The sequence below is a fragment of the Citrobacter sp. Cu233 genome, from assembly GCF_030332225.1.
Taxonomy (GTDB): Bacteria; Pseudomonadota; Gammaproteobacteria; order Enterobacterales; family Enterobacteriaceae; genus Citrobacter.
This window is the reverse complement of record NZ_JAOWIF010000040.1, coordinates 26,421-44,121: the sequence shown is the minus strand read 5'-3', so window position 1 is coordinate 44,121 and position 17,701 is coordinate 26,421. Positions and strand designations below refer to the sequence as shown.

The window sequence follows — 17,701 nt, the reverse complement described above, 5'->3', positions numbered from 1 at the left end:
TCAGAGGATCGTGCCGCCCTGGGTCAGTTGCTCACGACGAGCGTCCATATCTTCTTTATGCTGGCGCCCATGATGTGCAATTGCCGTACGCAAACGTTGTTGCTGGGTGTATCGTTCTTCCCGGCTCAGCGCAACATCATCGCTCAGTTCAATCAGCAATTCATTCATATGCGTAATGACGCTGTCTTCAATGGCGGCATCAACACGTGCACTGACCTCATCCAGATGCGACATACTCCCTCCTTAACTCATTAATTTAATTTCGCTTTTGAAAAATCACTGCCCATCAGGCTAACGCTGTATCCGCTGACGTTGCTGCGTGTGGCATAGAAGGTTTTGCCATTCGCCAGCGCAATCCACGGAGCCTGCTGATAGAAAATTTCCTGCGACTGCTGGTAAAGCGCGGCGCGTTCTTGCGGTTTGCTCACCAGTTTCGCCTTTTGAACCAGCGAATTATACTCTTTATCACACCAGCGCGCGGCGTTTGATCCGGTTTTAATGCTGTCGCAACCCAGCAGAACATCGGCAAAGTTATCCGGATCACCGTTATCTGACATCCAGCCAAACAACGCAGTATCGTGCTCGCCTTTACGCATCCCGGAGAGATATTCCCCCCATTCCCAGGAGACGATTTTCGCCTTCACACCGACTTTTGCCCAGTCGCTTTGAATCATCTCAGCAATACGACGAGAGTTCGGGTTATATGGGCGCTGCACTGGCATAGACCACAATGTCGCTTCAAAACCGTTTTCCAGCCCCGCTTTCTTCAGCAGTTCTTTCGCTTTCTGTGGGTCGTAATCATAATCTTTCAGGTCTTTATTGAAGCCCATCATATTCGGCGGGATTGGCGATTTCGCCACCGTTCCGGAACCTAAAAAGACCGCATTAATAATGGCTTTTTTATCTGTCGCATAGTTCAGCGCCTGGCGCACCAGTACGTTATCAAACGGCTTTTTCTCCGTATTAAACGCCAGATAACCGACGTTCAGCGCGTCAACCGAATGCAGCGTCAGATCCTTGTTCTTTTTGATTTCATCAAACTGCACCGGTGCTGGCGCAGGAATAATCTGGCATTCGTTGGTTTGCAGTTTCGCCAGTCGTGTCTGTACGTTTGGTGTGATGGAGAAAATCAGATGTTTCGTTGGCACCGCTCCATCCCAGTAGTTCGGGTTTGCCAGATAGCGGATTTGTGAATCCTGCTTGTACTGTTGCAAGACATAAGGCCCGGTACCAATCGGCCAGTTATCGACGTTTTCCGGCGTGCCTTTTTTCAGCATCTCATCGGCATATTCTGCCGAAAGAATGGAGGCAAAATCCATCCCCCAGTCAGCAAGAAATGCAGCGTTGGGCTCGTTCAGGACAAACTGAACGTGATAATCATCAACCTTCTTAACCTCTTTAATCAGTTTGTCAAGGCCAACATCGTTGAAGTATTCATAGCTACCCTGTGAAACCTTATGGTACGGATGATCGGCATCTTTCTGGCGTAATACCGAGAAAACGACGTCATCGGCATTGAAATCACGGGTAGGTTTAAAGAACTTATTACTATTGAATTTCACGCCCTGACGCAGGGTAAACGTGTAGGTCTTGCCGTCTGGGGAAATTGTCCACTCCGTTGCCAGAGACGGGACCGGGGTATTTTTGACCGGATCGAAGTTGATCAATCGGTTGTACAACACCTGTGAACTGGCGACAAACGACGGACCTGAACTGGCAATTTGGGGGTTAAATGATTCCGGTGATGCTTCAGAGCAGTAAACAATGGTATCAGTACTGGCGGCATATGCCGCACCTGTTGGTAAAACGGCGCTGAGTGCCAGCGCGAGCAGCGTTTTCCTTGCAATCATGGTTATAAGCCTTCTTCTTTTATTATTTACTCGTCTATCAGAGCATAGCTGGCAAAGACGCACTAATAACAAATCTCTATCAGGTTATTCTAATCTGGTGGTTTTCGCTGATTAATTCATCATCGCAGGCGAAATAATTTACCTTAAGTCTTTTTCAAAACGTCAAGATTTTTCCCGATACTCTATGCCATGAAAATTCGCCCCTTTTTGCCTCTCTTCCGACGTTTGCTTACTTTTATTCCCCGTAAAGTAGATGTGTGAAGAAGTCTAAGGGGCAATTACGTGGCAAAAACTCTCTTGCGCAGCGGCAATTTGGATGACTATCAGGCCGTGGGTGGCGGTGGTCAGGCCGTGTTTGATTCAGCACTACAAATTCGTGAAACGCTTCGTCTGCGTAAACAACAGGCGATGGCGGATTGTCTGGCAATCCCACAAGTTAACGACAGTGGCGATCGGGTGGACTGGTATTCCCCGGTTGAAGGAAAGGCTGTCGCGTGGAAAGCCGCTGATGACGATGCGCGTTTTCGGGCTCTGCGCTATCTGTCCAGTACGCTGGAGAATGCCGCAGCTCTGAGTCGAAAAAGCCTGCAATCGGGTAAAACGTCCCTGCAACTGTTTGGTTCACTACTCGACAAAGCCATCCAGTTTCCGGGTGAGAACCACGTGTTCCTGGTTGATGGCAAACCCGTCATTACGTTCTGGGGCTTCGTCAATCTGAATGAAAACACCCGTGACGATGTACTTGATTGCCTGCGCCATACCGATGTTCCGCCGGTTGTATTGGCACCTGAACCGGAGCCGCAAGCCGAAGAAATCCCGGCGGAAATCACTTTCGCCGAGGCCGATACCCCGCTGCTGACAACGGCTATCGAGCTACCGAAACTCGCTGAACCCGAACTCCCTCCCCCGGTCATCGTGAGTGAGCCAGAGATCGCGCCGCCGCCAGTACAGCGTAAGCCCACGCGTCGCCTGCCGCTGTGGAGTCTGCCCGTTGCTGCGGCAGTGATTGCCGCCATTGCTGGGCCGCTATTGTGGAAACAGTACTCAGAATCTCCCGCACCTGCGGTTGCCCCCATTGAAGTGGCAAAGGTAGAGAGTAAACAACTGCCTGAACTAACACCTTCACTGCCGCTGCATCGGGCTGAAGTTATTCCACCGGTGAAAAAAGAGAAGCCCGTAGAAGGGCCGGTGGTGATTGCCGCCATCCCGAAAGATGCACTGGTAATGGATGCTAACCAGATGAAGGCAGGTACAACACGTTTTCTTAACGGCAACTGGCGTGTGCTGGTCGATATAAAAGATCCCGTCAGTGGTAAAGCCCCGTCGCTGCGTTATCAAATCCAGGCCAATAAGGGCACTGCCCGCGTCGTGCATGGCGACAATATCGTTTGCCGCGCCGAAATTTTCTCTGGTCTGCATCAATCGGGCGAATTAATGATTAAGAGTCGCGGGAATGCTCGTTGCACGGACGGTTCGCGGTACCCAATGCCCGAAATCACCTGTAAAGCAGGAACAAACGACGTCGCAGCTTGTACCGCGCGTTATGACGAACACGCGGAAGTCCCTTTGACGATCAAAAAGATAGGTGCCTGATTTTATGTTGGTGAATCTGTGTGATTACAAACAGAGCGTAACGCTCATCGCCAATAGCGGTGTGCAATTTCTGGATTTTGGGCTGACACCACAGGAATCTGCGCACCACGGTCGTTTTGTTCGTAAAACGGCAAACGGTCCCCTACTGCGTCTGGATTTCGATCTGGCGTCGGGACGCTATACCCTGCCGGGCAATACCGGTGGTCAACCCGAAGTAGTGAAACCGGAAAGCACGCAGACGCTGCATTATTCTCTGGACGTACTTGACGGTGTCTGGTTGCCCCTGCCGTTCCTGCGTTTTAACCCGCCGCGCACATTTGTTGAAGGCCCGGATAACTGGGCGCGCGTCCAGGTGCGAAAACTCGCGCAACCGGACAGTGCCGGCAATACTCACCGTGTCACAGTGGCGCTGGACAGTCAGTTGACTGAAGCCCCGGCAGCATTGACGCCAAATGAGAACGATCTGCTGAATGGCACGCGATTTGCGCTGGCCTGGCACGATAATGAGATCGCAGATTTCCTCGACCAGACGTGGATTGATGGTTGGCTACGCGAGTCCTTTTTGCAGCACGTCACGCAGCAAGAAAACCGTTCTGAGCAGGAGATCCAACAAGCTCTACGAAATTTTGAATACCAGGCGCACTGGCTGAATGTGTTGACCCTGTTAGGCGAACAACTTTCCGTCCCGGAAGTGAAGTTGGTGACCCATACGCTCAGCACCCCCGCTATTCCTGTCGATCTGATTCTGGATATTGGCAATACGCATACCTGCGGCGTGTTGATTGAAGATCATGGCGATGCCAATGACGGTCTGCGTCAGACGGCAGAATTGCAGGTGCGTTCATTAAGCGAACCCCAGTTCCTCAACGATCCACTGTTCACCAGCCGACTGGAGTTTTCCGAGGCGCGCTTTGGTAAGCAACATTTCTCCGTTGAGAGCGGTCGCGATGATGCCTTTATCTGGCCGTCGATTGTCCGCGTTGGGGATGAAGCCCGTAAGCTGGCGATGCAGCGTATGGGAACGGAAGGCAGCAGTGGGATCTCCAGCCCACGTCGGTACTTATGGGATGAAACCCCCGTGTTACACGACTGGCGCTTTAGCCAGATGAACAGTAAAACGCAGCGTGAGCCGCTGGCTACCGCCTTCCCGCTGATGAATCTGATGAACGATGACGGTCAACCGCTGTTCAGCCTGCCACAAGATGATCGGCTGCCGGTGTTCTCACCACAATACAGCCGCAGCACGCTGATGACACATATGTTGTGCGAGATTCTGGCCCAGGCGCTGGGACAAATTAACAGCGTAGCGACGCGGCTGCGTCTCGGTTTCCCGGCCTCTCCACGCCAGTTGCGCACGCTGATCCTCACTCTGCCGTCAGCCATGCCAAAACAGGAACGTGAGATCTTCCGTCTGCGGATGTTTGAAGCCATTGCTCTGGTCTGGAAAGCAATGGGCTGGCACCCGCAGGACGAAGACTTTACCACCCGCAAACAGCAGGAAAAAAGCGTCGTTCCCGTACCTGAGATCCAGATGGAGTGGGATGAGGCCAGCTGCGGACAGTTGGTTTGGCTGTACAACGAAGCGATTTCACACTATGACGGGCACACAGAATCGTTCTTTAACGCCCTCGCCCGTCCTGACCGCCAGCCAGAGCCCGGTGAAGTTAGAGGTCGTGCACTGCGCGTCGCCTCCATCGATATTGGCGGCGGCACAACGGATATGGCCGTGGTCCATTATCAACTGGATGACGGCGTTGGGGCGAATGTCAAAATTACTCCGCATCTGCTGTTTCGAGAAGGCTTCAAAGTCGCCGGGGATGACATGTTGTTGGATGTCATACAACGCTGCATACTGCCCGCCCTGCAAACCCGCTTACAACAGGCTGGCGTGACCGATGCCGCCGCCCTGCTGGCCACACTGTTTGGTGATTCCGGGCGGATCGATACTCAGGCTATTTTGCGGCAACAAACCGCATTGCAACTCTTCATGCCACTGGGTCATGCGGTGCTAAGTGCCTGGGAGCAAAGCGATATTAACGATCCCGTCGCGGGGTTACACGCCACCTTTGGCGAACTGCTTTCACAGCGTCCGACACGCAATGTGATGAACTATATCCAACAGGCTATCGATCATGCATTACCGTCTGGTTCACCGGCTTTTGATGTACTGAGCGTTCCGTTGCAGGTGCAGTTCAGACAGTTGCAAGAAGCGCTGCTGGCAGGGCAATTTACCCTGACCTCCCCTCTGCACGCCGTTTGTGAAGCGATTTCCCACTATCGTTGCGATATTTTGTTAGTCACTGGCAGACCCGCCTGTTTGCCGGGGGTTCAGGCGCTAATCCGCCATCTGCAACCCGTTCCGGTCAACCGCATGATCTGGATGGACAGCTATCGCGTACATGAGTGGTATCCGTTCAGCCAGCAAGGGCGTATTGGCAATCCAAAATCTACCGCTGCCGTTGGCGCGATGCTGTGTAGCCTGGCGTTGGATTTACGCCTGCCGCGCTTTAACTTTAAAGCTGCGGATATCGGCGCGTACTCGACGGTCCGCTACCTCGGTGTACTGGATAATACGGTTAATACGTTGCGCGATGAAAACATCTGGTATCACGACATCGATCTGGATAAACCTGGCGCAAAACTGGATACCCGTCTGCACTTCCCGCTGCGCGGGAACGTGACACTGGGCTTTCGCCAGTTAGCAAACAGCCGCTGGCCAGCCACCCCGCTGTATACGCTGAGTATCAATTCTGCTGAGCTGGCAAAAACGATTGCCGGTGACGGTGTATTAAATGTGCGGCTGCAACTGCGCGGCGGCAGCAAAGAGACGGGACCGGAATTTTTCGTTCTCAGCGATGCCTGGCTACAGGATGGCACGCCCGTTGCCGCCAATGCCCTGACGTTAAAACTGAATACGCTGGCAGATCGTCGCCATAGCGGCAGCCATTACTGGATTGATAGCGGGAGTGTGTACCTGAAATGAGTAAGATGTTTAACACAGCACAAGCCGCCACCAAATGGGTGAATGACACACGCCAGCGCGCAGCGCGTCTTGATGATGAAGCGGATTCTCTGCTCGCTCAGCTCACCATCGCCGCAGTGACTGAGTCTGCGCTGAACACGGCGTTTTCATCGCGTGGCTGTGTGGGGCTGTACGGTCATTCACAGCCAGCAAAAGCACATCTGTTGTCCGCACTGTGCAACAACACCAGTGGGAAATTGACTATTACCACACCGGATCGCAGCTTTGATTACTTTTCGCATATCAATCCGGGCCATGCGCCAACCAATATGGCGCTCCGTTTTACGCGTGAAGACAATTCCGTTGATAGCGAGTGGCCTCTGCGTCTGCGCTTACTGAGTGAAGCGGAACTGGTACAGCTGTTTATCACGCAGTTTTGCGCAATGCCTGACAACCGCCAGGTGGAAAAATCGATTATTGAAGCCCGGTTAGAAAAATGGCAAACGCTGCGTCAACGTCATCCAGTTCAGGGCATCACGGCACATGACGTAGCCGCCATCGGCCGTTTCTGGCGCTCTTGTGTTCCTGCAAACCAGCAGCAAATTGATGATGCGCTATGGCATCAATTTGCTACGTTGCTGCCGGCGCTGGATCTGACCACTCGCGCTCACGCCTGGGCGCTGTTGTGGGGAGAACAACCAGAGTTAACGCAGCAATGGCTGGCATTAGCGCACACTTTGCAACAAACCGGACAGGCACACGAGCTAGCCGCGCCGCTGAGTTTGCTGGTCGATCATTTTGGCTTGCCTGCCGAAAGCTTCCTGACCCAGGTCGCATTAACCGGGAACGACGCGCAAAGCGATGTGGTGGTTCATCCTGTTGAAAACCATCAGTTGCTTAACGCGGTCAGTCTGTCGCTGGAATCGCTGGCGCTGCTGACGCGTGAACTGGTGCTGACTGTTGAAGACTCAGTTTTGGAAGACGTCGACCTGCTCGATATTCCCCTCGCACCGGATGCCCACCCCAACCCGCTGTGGCGGGCCAAATTAGGCTGGATGTTGGAACATTACCGCCAGCATCTGCAACCCGACGTCCTGCTGATCTGCAACGCAGTGTCTTCACGCTCGCAGACACCAGCCATCACGCGTAAACTGATGAGCTGGGCCAGCGATACCCAACCCGTACATGATGCGGCATTACCGGGGGTTGTGTGGGCCATTACGCCACAAGATGCACGTTTTAGCACACAGCAAAACCTCGATGAGGCCGTGCAGCAATTAATGGGCAAGCCCGGGTTGCGCTGGGGGACATTACAGGCACTGGATAAACACAGCCTGTTGCGCCTTGCTGAATGGTTGTCGCAGGCGACATCAGCGCAACAACGCCAGTCACGGTTAACGTCCCTGCATGAACAGCATCAACAGCATGTTCGTGAGACGCTGATGAGTTGGCTTAACGATAGCGAAAGCGTGCCCGACGCCAGCGAGACAGTGATCCGCCAGCTTCAGGCCCAGGCAGCAAAACATGGTGAACTCCTGGAGGGGTTACTACCACCGATGCGCTGCTTTGAGTCGTTGCTGCGTATTCAGCAGCCACGCGAAGAACAAGTCAGTGGACTCTTTAATGAAGAGATTGACCTGTTTGCCGACGTCCGGGAGCCATCGCACTCATCCGAAAGCAAAGAGACCGGGTACCAGGCACACAAAATGTGGATCAACCATGTGCGTCAGTGGTGTCGTGATGACAATAACGCGCGCCGATTGCGGCTTGATCCGCGAACGCTTAGACAGGTAGCCGATATTCTTATCACGACCAGCTATCGGCTTGAGATGCCTCAACGACTTCAGCAGATTATGCAGCGAGAGAATGTCTGCGGGGCACAGTTACACGCCGATATTGGTGATTTTATTACCTGGCTTGGCTACGCCAACGTTGCAGAGGATCAACGGCCTGCCAGCAGGGTCCTCAAGGGTGCGGCTATTTTCAGTGCGCCAGCACAACAACCGATGTCGCGCCTGACTCAGCTGGATGAGCAGCCGCAGCACGGTGCAAGCCGACATGTTTACGACTGGCTGGTTGCTTTGTACACTCGTGCGAAAGAAAACGTGGGATACCAGCATCCTCTGGACGTAACCAAAGACGACAGACTGCGATTAGTCGCTCTGCTGACCCCCTGATACGGCATTGACAGCGCCATCAGAAAAGAGAAAACAGGAGTGCGACAGGAAAGCTCATCGGCCATGTCGCCCCGACTAATATCGCGCTCAGAAAGCGAATACGTTTTTTATCACGCGACAGAAACCAGGTGATGATTGCCGCAATAGCGGCCATCACCGCATAAAAAACCAACATTTTTTGGTACAGAGACATTTAGGGCTTCCAGGCCAGAAGGGAAAAACGCGCGCAATATGCTCTCTTTTATGATCCACATCAAGTTTTATTCACTTCTTTAAGAAAAACGCCTGAAAAACAGCCCACTTTCAATATGTTCAGATTTCGTACTATTGCGGATAGTTATAAGCCGTACTATACCCAAAGGGGTTAAAATGAAAGGTGGCAAAAATGAATGTTTCCAGTAAGACTGTGGTGCTGATAAATATATTTGCTGCTGTAGGACTTTTCAGCCTGATATCCGTAAGGTTCGGCTGGTTTGCTTGATGTGACTCTTTTTGATGAATTGCAGCGCCTGCTGGCAGAGAGAAAATCTTCTCTCTGCCATTAGTAAACGATCTTCCCACTCCGCCAGTGCCCGGTAAATTATCCTTAATATGTACCCCCCCTAATCCTTCCGCAGCATTATTTCTCCGTGATAGCGGGTCGGTGTTGTACCTGTTAGCTACCGAAAAAACACGATGAAAGCACTGTCGCTAACAAATTCCAGCTGTTGCGCCACCTGGCTGACTGAGTCCCCCCTCCGCCAGCATCTCCATAGCGTTTAATACCCGGAATTGCTGCCGCCAGGTCTGATAGTTCATCCCGGTATCTCTGATAAAAATGCGGCTGATTGTTCGTTCGCAGGCACCGACCTGGCGGGATAACTGCTGCGTTCAGATTATGCTACTACCTGTTACCGGGAATGATGTTAGGGTTAGCGGGTATCGTGCAACAACCGGGACGGGTTCTGACTGTCTGTGCGTTCATCGGCTGGCTATGTCGCCTGTGTCGTCGTCGTTTGAACAATCACCTAAATAATCAGGCCCCGACATTGTGCCGGGGCCTGATTGTGTGCAAATTAGCCTGACCTCGCGGATATTTCCAACTTACCGCCGTCCGATGGCGACGAGGCCAGTGGCGCGCATAGTATAGAGACACGTTTGCTGATATTTAGCTATCCGTGCTCCTTTTACCGTCCGCGGGTTACGATATTACTCATGCTTGATCATGACATGGCGAATCACCGTGTAATCTTCCAGTCCGTAGACCGACATGTCTTTGCCATAGCCGGATTGTTTTTGTCCCCCGTGCGGCATTTCACTCACCAGCGTGAAGTGGGTGTTGACCCAGGTACAGCCATACTGCAGGCGAGCGCTCAGTCGGTGCGCGCGACCAACATCCCGCGTCCAGACTGACGATGCCAGTCCATACTTCGAATCATTGGCCCACGCCAGGACCTGATCTTCATCATCAAAAACGGTAACACTGACCACCGGACCAAAGACCTCACGCTGCACAATAGCATCTTCCTGTTTCGCTCCCGCCAGCAACGTTGGCGCAAAATAGTAGCCTGAACCCTCCACTTTTTTGCCGCCGGTGATAACCTTGATGTGTCCGAGCGCTTTCGCGTCATCGACCGCTTTTGCTACCCTGTCAAGATGCGCCTGTGAGCTTAACGGTCCCAGTTCTGTCGTTTCATCATTCGGTGCGCCAATTTTCAGGCTGGCAACTGCGGCGCCGAGTTTTTCGACCAACGCATCATAGATGCCTTTTTGCGCGTAGATTCGACACGCAGCAGTGCAATCCTGCCCGGCGTTGTAGTACCCAAAGGTCCGTACACCACTGACCACCGCATCAAGATCGGCATCATCAAAAATAATCACCGGGGCTTTCCCACCCAGCTCCATATGCGTGCGTTTAATCGAAGGCGCAGTATGCTGGATAATATGTTCCCCGGTCACAATTGAACCGGTCAGTGAAACCATGCGTACTTTTTCATGCCCGGTCAGCGGATCGCCCACCGTTTTACCACGGCCAAACAGGACGTTAATCACGCCTGCCGGGTAAATATCTTTCGCATATTCCGCCAGTTTAAGTGCCGTCAGCGGGGTAATTTCTGAAGGTTTAATCACCACACAGTTGCCGGCGGCCAGTGCAGGAGCCAGCTTCCATGCGGCCATCATTAGCGGATAGTTCCAGGGCGCGATGGAGGCCACCACACCCAGCGGATCGCGACGAATCATGGAAGTATGCCCTTCCAGATATTCCCCGGCAGCCTGTCCTTGCAGGGTGCGCGCTGCCCCCGCGAAGAAACGGAAAACATCCACGATGGCCGGAATTTCATCATTAAGCACACAATGAAGTGGTTTACCGCAGTTGAGCGATTCCAGCTCCGCGAAGGTCTGTGCGTTATCGGCAATGGTATCCGCCAGCTTTAACAACAGCTCCGAACGCACTTTCGGCGTGGTTTGGCCCCAGGAGGAAAACGCGTGGTCTGCCGCGCGCACTGCGGCATCAACCTGCATGGCTGACGCCTCAGCAATCTCCAGAATAAGTTCACCAGTAGCAGGGTTATAAACTGGTTGCTTTTCACCTTCACCGCTGACCAGCTCACCGTTAATCAGTAATTGATGTTGCATAGCAATTTCCCATATCGTCGTTTATTTACCGTTTCCGGCGACGGTGTCGCCTTCACGCGTTAGCCACCAGGCCCCTAAAATTGGCAGTGTTGTTACCAGCATTACCAGCAATGCCACAACGTTGGTAACAGGCACATCTCGTGGACGGCCCAGTTGATTGAGCAGCCACAGAGGAAGTGTTCTTTCATGTCCGGCGGTGAACGTTGTCACGATGATTTCATCGAATGACAAGGCAAACGCCAGCATGCCTCCCGCCAGCAGTGCTGATGCCAGATTGGGCAGCACGACATAACGAAAGGTTTGCCAGCCGTTGGCGCCAAGATCCATAGACGCTTCAACCAGACTCCATGAGGTGCGGCGAAAACGCGCCACGACGTTGTTAAAGACAACCACCACGCAAAACGTCGCATGGCCCACCACGATCGTGAGAAAACCCGGTTCCAGGTTGATGGTTTTAAATGCCGTCAGCAGTGCCAGGCCGGTAATAATGCCCGGCAGCGCAATCGGCAATAGCAGCAACAGCGATATTGCGCTTTTACCGAAAAAGTCCCTGCGCCACAGCGCAGCCGCCGCCAGCGTACCCAGTACCAGAGCTATTGCTGTCGACAACGCGGCGATCTTAAGTGACAACGTCACTGATTCAAGAATATCGCTACGCTGCGCCGCCACGCTAAACCAACGCAATGTCAGTCCCTGAGGCGGAAAACTAAAAGCAGCCTCCTCTGTATTAAAAGCATAGGTGCCGATGATGAGGATGGGAAAGTGCAGAAAAAGAACCCCGCCCCATGCGGCCAGTTTGAGTAACCAGGGTGCGCGTTCAGAGTGCATCAAAAGCTCCCAGACGCTTCACGAACGCCAGATACAGTGCAATTAAGACAATTGGCACCAGAGTGAATGCCGCCGCCATTGGCATATTGCCGATAGCCCCCTGTTGCGAATACACCATGTTGCCGATGAAATATCCCGGCGGTCCCACCAGTTGCGGCACAATAAAGTCACCCAGCGTCAGTGAGAAAGTAAAGATAGAACCAGCGGCTATACCGGGTATTGCCAGCGGGAAAACCACATAGCGGAAGGTTTGGCGAGGACGCGCCCCCAAATCAGCCGATGCCTGCAAAAGCGAAGGTGGAAGCCGTTCCAGAGCAGCCTGAACCGGCAGGATCATAAAGGGAAGCCAGATGTAGACAAAAACCAGAAAGCGCCCTAATCCCGATGTTGACAACGTATTACCGCCGACAGCGGGCAAGGTGAGGAAAGCGGTCAACAGTGGCTCCAGCCCGAGATGGGTTAAAAACCACTGCGCCACGCCGTCTTTCGCTAACAGCAGCGTCCACGCATAGGCTTTGACGATATAGCTCGCCCACATCGGCAACATGACGGCAATGTAAAAAAAGGCTTTCATTTTGCCACGGGTATAACGTGCCATATACCATGCCATCGGGAACGCCAGAATGGCGCTGGCAATCGTCACCGCCACCGCCATTGTCAACGTTCGCACAATGATGTCGTAATTGGCCGGATTAAACAGCGCCTGCAGATTCGCCAGCGTCAGGTCTGGCGTCACCGACATAGTGAAATCGTCGAAGGTGTAAAAACCTTGCCACAACAGCGTCAGCAACGATCCAAAGTAGACGATGCCAAACCACATCAACGGCCCGAGCAGCAGTAAAAACAGCCCAAGCCCTGGATTACGCCAGAAGAACCCCGAGATACGGTTAAGCTTTGTCGGCTGTGCGGGCGAATGTATGACGTTCATAGCCATTCACCTCTCCTCTACCAACGGAACCATGACATCGCGTGACCACGATGCCATCACCTGCTGACCCGGTGACAGCGTCGACGGCAGCATTTCTCCCGTCAGGTTCGCCTGGCTAACCAGCAATTTTTCACCGCCAGCAAGTTTCAGCTCAAAACGCGTCGCCGCCCCCTGGTACTGCACCGCCTGAATGACACCCCGAGCCTGAACCTCGCCCCCCATATCATTTAGCCGAATGTGTTCCGGGCGCAGCGAGAACATACCCTGTAACCCACAGACGTTTGCTGACATCGCTTCGTCAAAGACGTTTGAAGTCCCAACAAAACTCGCCACAAACGGCGTGCGTGGACGCATGTAGAGTTCTCGTGGTGAATCCACCTGCTCAATACGGCCATTGTTAAATACCGCCACACGATCGGACATCGACAGCGCCTCACCCTGATCGTGGGTGACAAAAATAAAGGTGATGCCGAGAGACTGCTGGAGTTTTTTCAGCTCCAGTTGCATCTGTTCGCGTAGCTTGAGATCCAACGCACCGAGTGGCTCATCCAACAGTAAAACGCGAGGCTCATTAACCAACGCACGGGCAATCGCTACACGCTGACGCTGTCCACCAGAGAGTTGTGATGGCTTGCGCTCATGGACAAAACCGAGCGCAACCTTATCTAACGCTTCTCGCGCCCTGGCATGACGCTGCTTTTTATCAATGCCTTTCACCATCAGCCCATAAGCCACGTTGTCGAGAATCGACATATGCGGGAATAGTGCGTAATCCTGAAACACCGTGTTGACGTCCCGTTCCCAGGGCGGTAATTCACTGGCTTGCTTACCAAAAATTTTAATTGAACCGCCAGAAAGCTGCTCAAACCCTGCAATCATGCGCAGACAGGTCGTTTTGCCGGAGCCGGATGGCCCCAGCATTGAGAAAAACTCACCATCATTAATTGCAATACTTACCCCATCAACTGCACGAACATCCCCGTACAGACGCGAGACATTATGAAACTCCACTGCGTACGTCATAAAACCCCCAGCGGAATTAACGACCGCCCATAATGGCGATGTAATCCTGCGTCCAGCGACTGTAAGGAACGAATTTTCCACCTTCTGCGATTGGCGTTTTCCAGAAAGCAATCTTGTCAAAATAACTATAGCCGTTGGTTTCACAGCCTTTCTCACCCAGCAGCGGGCTGGCTTTACAGCCTTCAGGGACTACCGGCAGAGATCCAAACCAGGCAGCGACGTCGCCCTGAACTTTCGGGGTTAATGACCAGTTCATCCATTTGTAAGCACAGACAGGATGCTTCGCTTCGCTATGCAGCATGGTCGTGTCAGCCCAACCGGTAACGCCCTCTTTCGGGAAAACCGTGGCAATTGGCTGGCCTTCTGCTTTCAGGGCGTTAGCCTGATAAGGCCAGGCACTTGATGCCACCACACCTTCGTTTTTGAAGTCACTCATTTGCACAGTGGTGTCATGCCAGTAGCGATGGATCAATGCGTGCTGATCGCTCAGGACTTTGATGACCGCCTGATACTGTTTCTCGGTGAGCTGATAAGGATCGGTGATACCCAACTGCGGTTGAGTGGCTTTGACGAACAGCGCCGCATCGGCGATATAGATCGGGCCATCGTACGCCTGGACTCGCCCTTTATTGCTTTTTCCGTCCTCAAGTTTCTGCTCGACAAACACCACGTTCCAACTATCTGGCGGCGTTGGGAAAGTTTTGGTGTTATACATCAGCAAGTTGGGCCCCCATTGATACGGAGTACCGTAAACTTTCCCCCCGACGTTAAACCATTCCCCTTTGACGACTCGCGGATCGATAGTTTTCCAGTTTGGAATAAGCGCAGGATTAATAGGCTGGACACGTTTGCCCATAATCAGGCGCAGTGACGCATCGCCAGAAGCCGTCACCAGGTCATAGCCGCCTTTCGCCATCAGGCTCACCATTTCGTCTGATGTGGCCGCTGTTTTAACATTGACGGCACAACCGGTTTCCTTCTCAAACTGCGAAACCCAGTCATATTGTTTATCGGTTTGGCCGCGTTCGATATAACCCGGCCAGGCAATAATGTCCAAGCGCCCTTCCGGTTTATCTAATGATGTTGGGGGTTCGGCTGCCTGTGCTGTCATCAGCGTCATACTGAGTGCACACAAGCTACTGAGGGCAAATTGCTTGCTCATAACGTCTTACTCCTGTCGAAAAAATATTGAGCGGCAGCCTTGCCGTAAATATATGTCCTTTCCTAAAAATAGTCGGGGTGTTGAAAGCGTTCCTGCTGGCGCAAGGAAATTTAATCAGGTTGTGAGCTAACGCTCATTACGCCACGGGTTATAGCAAGGTGATTTAATCTTCTGGAGTATAGACAAGGAGTTAGGTGCCAGGGTGGCACCAGGAAGAACTATTGATATTTCGTATGGTGGCACCTGATATAAATAACATCAGGATTTAACATTTACTATTTCTAAAATAAGAATGCGCTATTCTTTTATATTGAATAGCACATTCAGTTTTATTTCATCATCTCGCGAATTAATTTTCCAAGCTGTTTAACCGCCAGTTCTTCACGTTCTCCCCAGTGCCATGCGGTATTAAAACGAAAGAAACGTGACCATGCCCCTGAGGTTGAAAACATCTTACCGGGTGCAATGCTGATGTGGTGCGCCAGCGCCTGGGTGCTGAGCTCCCCCGCATCCAACGGTTCTGGCAGTTCGAGCCACAGAAAATAGCCGCTGTCGTTATGGTGTATTTTGACCTCCGCCGGAAGATGACGCAGCAGCGTTTGCCAGGCCTGCTGTTTGCGTTCCGCCAGTTGACGACGCAGCCGTCGCAAATGCGCGTCATAACGCCGGGTCGACAGGTAGTCCACCAGCGCAAGCTGCATTGGGGAACTGGTGGATAAGGTGCTCATCAACTGGAGTCGCTGAATACGACGGGCATGTTTCCCGGCAGCAACCCAGCCGATGCGAAAGCCGGGGACCAGACATTTCGAGAAAGATGAACAGTGCAACACCCTGTCCCCTCGATCCCAGGCTTTAGCCGGCAGTGGTTTCTCCCGGCCAAAATAGAGTTCGCTGTAAACATCATCTTCAATCAGCATCACATTGTATTTTTCCAGTAATGCGACCAGATGGGCTTTTTTCTGTGCGCTGAGCGTAAAACCCAGCGGATTTTGGCTGTTGGTCATCAGCCAGCAGGCTTTGACCGGGTACTCCTGGAGTGCCTGCTCCAGTGCGACAAGGTCGATTCCTTCCTTCACGTCGGTGGCAACGGACAACGCCTTCAGGCGCAATCGCTCCAGAGCCTGCAATGCGCCGTAAAAACACGGGTTCTCGACAATCACCCAGTCCCCCGGCTCGGTGACGGCCTGCAGGCTCAGGTTAAGCGCTTCAAGTGCGCCGGTGGTGATTACAATTTCATCCGGGGAAAGGGTCATTCCCTGTTGCGCATAACGACGGGCAATAGCATGACGCAGTTCATCATTCCCTGGCGGCAGGTTTTCGATAACACTCATGGCGGTAGCTGTTTTACTCACCTGAGCCAGCGAACGATTAAGCTGCTGAAGCGGAAATAAACGTGGATCGGGGAAAGCGGATGCAAACGGCATCACTGAAGCATCACGACTGGCCTGCAGCATGTCAAAGATGTAGGTGTTGATATCCACGGCTTCATCGCGCATGACCTGTACCTGCGGCACGACGTTTTCGCGCTCGGGACGCGCAGCAACATAATAACCCGACTGTGGCCGGGCAATGATCCGCCCCTGGCTTTCCAGCAGTTGGTAGGCATGCCCCACGGTCATAAAACTCATCCCGCTGCTTGCCACCTGCTCGCGCAAAGAGGGCAACCGATCGCCCGGTTGCCATACGCCAGACGCGATTTGATCGCGAATTTGCTCCGCCAGTCGCTGGTACTTCTTCATTTTTTTGTCCTGATAACCGGTGTAGGCAATAGCCTCTGTGTATATCAGTTTACATAAATCATAAATTTTTGATAACTGTTATAGTTAACAGCTTTACAACATAGTCAACGAGAGTGCTTTCCCTAGCGCCCGTGCCGCTACCTGAACAGCATCAATTTTCGTTGCATGCTTTAAATCGAATAAACGCGTGATTTCCTGCTTTGGCCTGCCGATTCTGCTCGCCAGTTCCTGTTGCGTGATATTTGATTCGAGGAAGGCATTTAACAGAAGAACCTTGGACGCAACGCTAAGGGGAATTTCGACATAGTCATCAGCGGGATCAACCGCCGAAGGCAACGGGATGGGTTCATTGTCATCGAAGTAAAATTCAAATGCAGTGACCAGTGCCTCCTGTGCGGCCAGCAGCGCTTCATGGCGGGTATCGCCCTGAGTTAATGCTTCAGGAACATCAGGAAACGAAACCACAAAGCCACCTTCTTCCGCAGGGGTGATATTGACGGGATAGCGCATAATTTCTGTAAAATCTCTCATGTAATTAGCCTTATAACAGTGATGTTTAATACAAACCAAACTGCTTAAGAATGGCTTTTCGCAAGGCTTCTTTTATTTCATCACCAGGATGTCTGGGCATAACGCTTCGCTTTCCCTGTATCTCAGCTTCAAGTGATTTGCACCCTGCGTTACTTCAACGCCCTGAGATTCAAGCCAGCATCTGAACTCACTTTGCTTCACTGCGCCTCCCTATTGACCAGGATACATAAAAAGTAAACATTTATGTTTACTTTTCCGTTGTTTTGTTATTCATAGCGAAAAATCGATGTCA

General features: G+C 52.4%; 14 protein-coding genes and 2 pseudogenes. 4 read left to right on the top strand and 12 right to left on the bottom strand.

The window, feature by feature from the left end; genetic code table 11:
- Window positions 1–234: a YdcY family protein gene (locus OGX95_RS16565; protein WP_286630224.1), complete on the bottom strand. Its 234-nt coding sequence runs from the start codon at window positions 232–234 to the stop codon at window positions 1–3.
- A 17-nt stretch (window positions 235–251) separates the two neighbouring features.
- Window positions 252–1,850, bottom strand: coding sequence for an ABC transporter substrate-binding protein (locus OGX95_RS16560; protein ID WP_286630223.1), 1,599 nt, complete (start codon window positions 1,848–1,850; stop codon window positions 252–254).
- A gap of 282 nt (window positions 1,851–2,132) precedes the next feature.
- Between OGX95_RS16560 and OGX95_RS16555 the strand changes: the two genes are divergently transcribed.
- From OGX95_RS16555 to OGX95_RS16545, 3 genes are read left to right on the top strand one after another with little or no spacing between them, the layout of a single operon-like run.
- On the top strand, window positions 2,133–3,443 hold the full coding sequence (locus tag OGX95_RS16555; protein WP_286630222.1) for an SrfA family protein: 1,311 nt from the start codon (window positions 2,133–2,135) through the stop codon (window positions 3,441–3,443).
- 4 nt (window positions 3,444–3,447) lie between these two features.
- A complete protein-coding gene (locus tag OGX95_RS16550; protein ID WP_286630221.1) occupies window positions 3,448–6,426 on the top strand; it encodes a virulence factor SrfB in 2,979 nt (992 codons plus the stop codon).
- A complete protein-coding gene (locus OGX95_RS16545; protein WP_286630220.1) occupies window positions 6,423–8,582 on the top strand; it encodes a virulence factor SrfC family protein in 2,160 nt (719 codons plus the stop codon). Before OGX95_RS16550 ends, OGX95_RS16545 begins: the two co-directional genes overlap by 4 nt.
- A 19-nt stretch (window positions 8,583–8,601) precedes the next feature.
- Here OGX95_RS16545 and OGX95_RS16540 read toward each other — a convergent pair whose 3' ends face one another.
- Window positions 8,602–8,775, bottom strand: a complete 174-nt coding sequence (locus tag OGX95_RS16540; RefSeq protein ID WP_286630219.1) for a GhoT/OrtT family toxin — start codon at window positions 8,773–8,775, stop codon at window positions 8,602–8,604.
- A 192-nt stretch (window positions 8,776–8,967) separates the two neighbouring features.
- Here OGX95_RS16540 and yncL point away from each other — a divergent pair, with 192 nt between their 5' ends.
- A complete protein-coding gene (yncL, locus tag OGX95_RS16535) occupies window positions 8,968–9,063 on the top strand; it encodes a stress response membrane protein YncL (protein ID WP_071828932.1) in 96 nt (31 codons plus the stop codon).
- Between the two features lie 178 nt (window positions 9,064–9,241).
- Here yncL and OGX95_RS22950 read toward each other — a convergent pair.
- The 9 genes and pseudogenes from OGX95_RS22950 to OGX95_RS16495 all read right to left on the bottom strand — a co-directional run.
- Window positions 9,242–9,446: pseudogene (locus OGX95_RS22950) on the bottom strand (helix-turn-helix domain-containing protein); the annotation flags it as partial.
- Window positions 9,447–9,770: 324 nt separating this feature from the next.
- On the bottom strand, window positions 9,771–11,198 hold the full coding sequence (patD, locus tag OGX95_RS16530; protein ID WP_286630218.1) for an aminobutyraldehyde dehydrogenase: 1,428 nt from the start codon (window positions 11,196–11,198) through the stop codon (window positions 9,771–9,773).
- Window positions 11,199–11,219: 21 nt separating this feature from the next.
- Entirely contained in the window at window positions 11,220–12,026 is an 807-nt protein-coding gene (locus OGX95_RS16525) for an ABC transporter permease (protein WP_005126751.1), read from the bottom strand.
- Window positions 12,016–12,960 carry an ABC transporter permease gene (locus OGX95_RS16520; RefSeq protein ID WP_286630217.1) on the bottom strand — a complete coding sequence of 315 codons (945 nt, stop codon included), beginning with the start codon at window positions 12,958–12,960 and terminating at the stop codon, window positions 12,016–12,018. Before OGX95_RS16520 ends, OGX95_RS16525 begins: the two co-directional genes overlap by 11 nt.
- Entirely contained in the window at window positions 12,961–13,977 is a 1,017-nt protein-coding gene (locus tag OGX95_RS16515) for an ABC transporter ATP-binding protein (RefSeq protein ID WP_286630216.1), read from the bottom strand.
- Between the two features lie 16 nt (window positions 13,978–13,993).
- A complete protein-coding gene (gene ydcS / locus OGX95_RS16510) occupies window positions 13,994–15,139 on the bottom strand; it encodes a putative ABC transporter substrate-binding protein YdcS (protein ID WP_286630215.1) in 1,146 nt (381 codons plus the stop codon).
- A 329-nt stretch (window positions 15,140–15,468) separates the two neighbouring features.
- Complete coding sequence (locus tag OGX95_RS16505) at window positions 15,469–16,878, bottom strand: aminotransferase-like domain-containing protein (protein ID WP_286630214.1); 1,410 nt, start codon at window positions 16,876–16,878, stop codon at window positions 15,469–15,471.
- 93 nt (window positions 16,879–16,971) lie between these two features.
- Complete coding sequence (locus tag OGX95_RS16500) at window positions 16,972–17,388, bottom strand: type II toxin-antitoxin system HicB family antitoxin (RefSeq protein WP_286630421.1); 417 nt, start codon at window positions 17,386–17,388, stop codon at window positions 16,972–16,974.
- 46 nt (window positions 17,389–17,434) lie between these two features.
- Window positions 17,435–17,610 (bottom strand): annotated as a pseudogene (locus OGX95_RS16495) (type II toxin-antitoxin system HicA family toxin).
- Window positions 17,611–17,701: the final 91 nt, after the last annotated feature.

What these genes read in the sequence shown, in the direction of transcription:
- OGX95_RS16565 (WP_286630224.1), bottom strand. Translation starts at nt 234, where the DNA reads ATGTCGCATCTGGATGAGGTCAGTGCACGTGTTGATGCCGCCATTGAA.
- OGX95_RS16560 (WP_286630223.1), bottom strand. Translation starts at nt 1,850, where the DNA reads ATGATTGCAAGGAAAACGCTGCTCGCGCTGGCACTCAGCGCCGTTTTA.
- OGX95_RS16550 (WP_286630221.1), top strand. Translation starts at nt 3,448, where the DNA reads ATGTTGGTGAATCTGTGTGATTACAAACAGAGCGTAACGCTCATCGCC.
- OGX95_RS16545 (WP_286630220.1), top strand. Translation starts at nt 6,423, where the DNA reads ATGAGTAAGATGTTTAACACAGCACAAGCCGCCACCAAATGGGTGAAT.
- OGX95_RS16540 (WP_286630219.1), bottom strand. Translation starts at nt 8,775, where the DNA reads ATGTCTCTGTACCAAAAAATGTTGGTTTTTTATGCGGTGATGGCCGCT.
- yncL (WP_071828932.1), top strand. Translation starts at nt 8,968, where the DNA reads ATGAATGTTTCCAGTAAGACTGTGGTGCTGATAAATATATTTGCTGCT.
- patD (WP_286630218.1), bottom strand. Translation starts at nt 11,198, where the DNA reads ATGCAACATCAATTACTGATTAACGGTGAGCTGGTCAGCGGTGAAGGT.
- OGX95_RS16525 (WP_005126751.1), bottom strand. Translation starts at nt 12,026, where the DNA reads ATGCACTCTGAACGCGCACCCTGGTTACTCAAACTGGCCGCATGGGGC.
- OGX95_RS16520 (WP_286630217.1), bottom strand. Translation starts at nt 12,960, where the DNA reads ATGGCTATGAACGTCATACATTCGCCCGCACAGCCGACAAAGCTTAAC.
- OGX95_RS16515 (WP_286630216.1), bottom strand. Translation starts at nt 13,977, where the DNA reads ATGACGTACGCAGTGGAGTTTCATAATGTCTCGCGTCTGTACGGGGAT.
- ydcS (WP_286630215.1), bottom strand. Translation starts at nt 15,139, where the DNA reads ATGAGCAAGCAATTTGCCCTCAGTAGCTTGTGTGCACTCAGTATGACG.
- OGX95_RS16505 (WP_286630214.1), bottom strand. Translation starts at nt 16,878, where the DNA reads ATGAAGAAGTACCAGCGACTGGCGGAGCAAATTCGCGATCAAATCGCG.
- OGX95_RS16500 (WP_286630421.1), bottom strand. Translation starts at nt 17,388, where the DNA reads ATGCGCTATCCCGTCAATATCACCCCTGCGGAAGAAGGTGGCTTTGTG.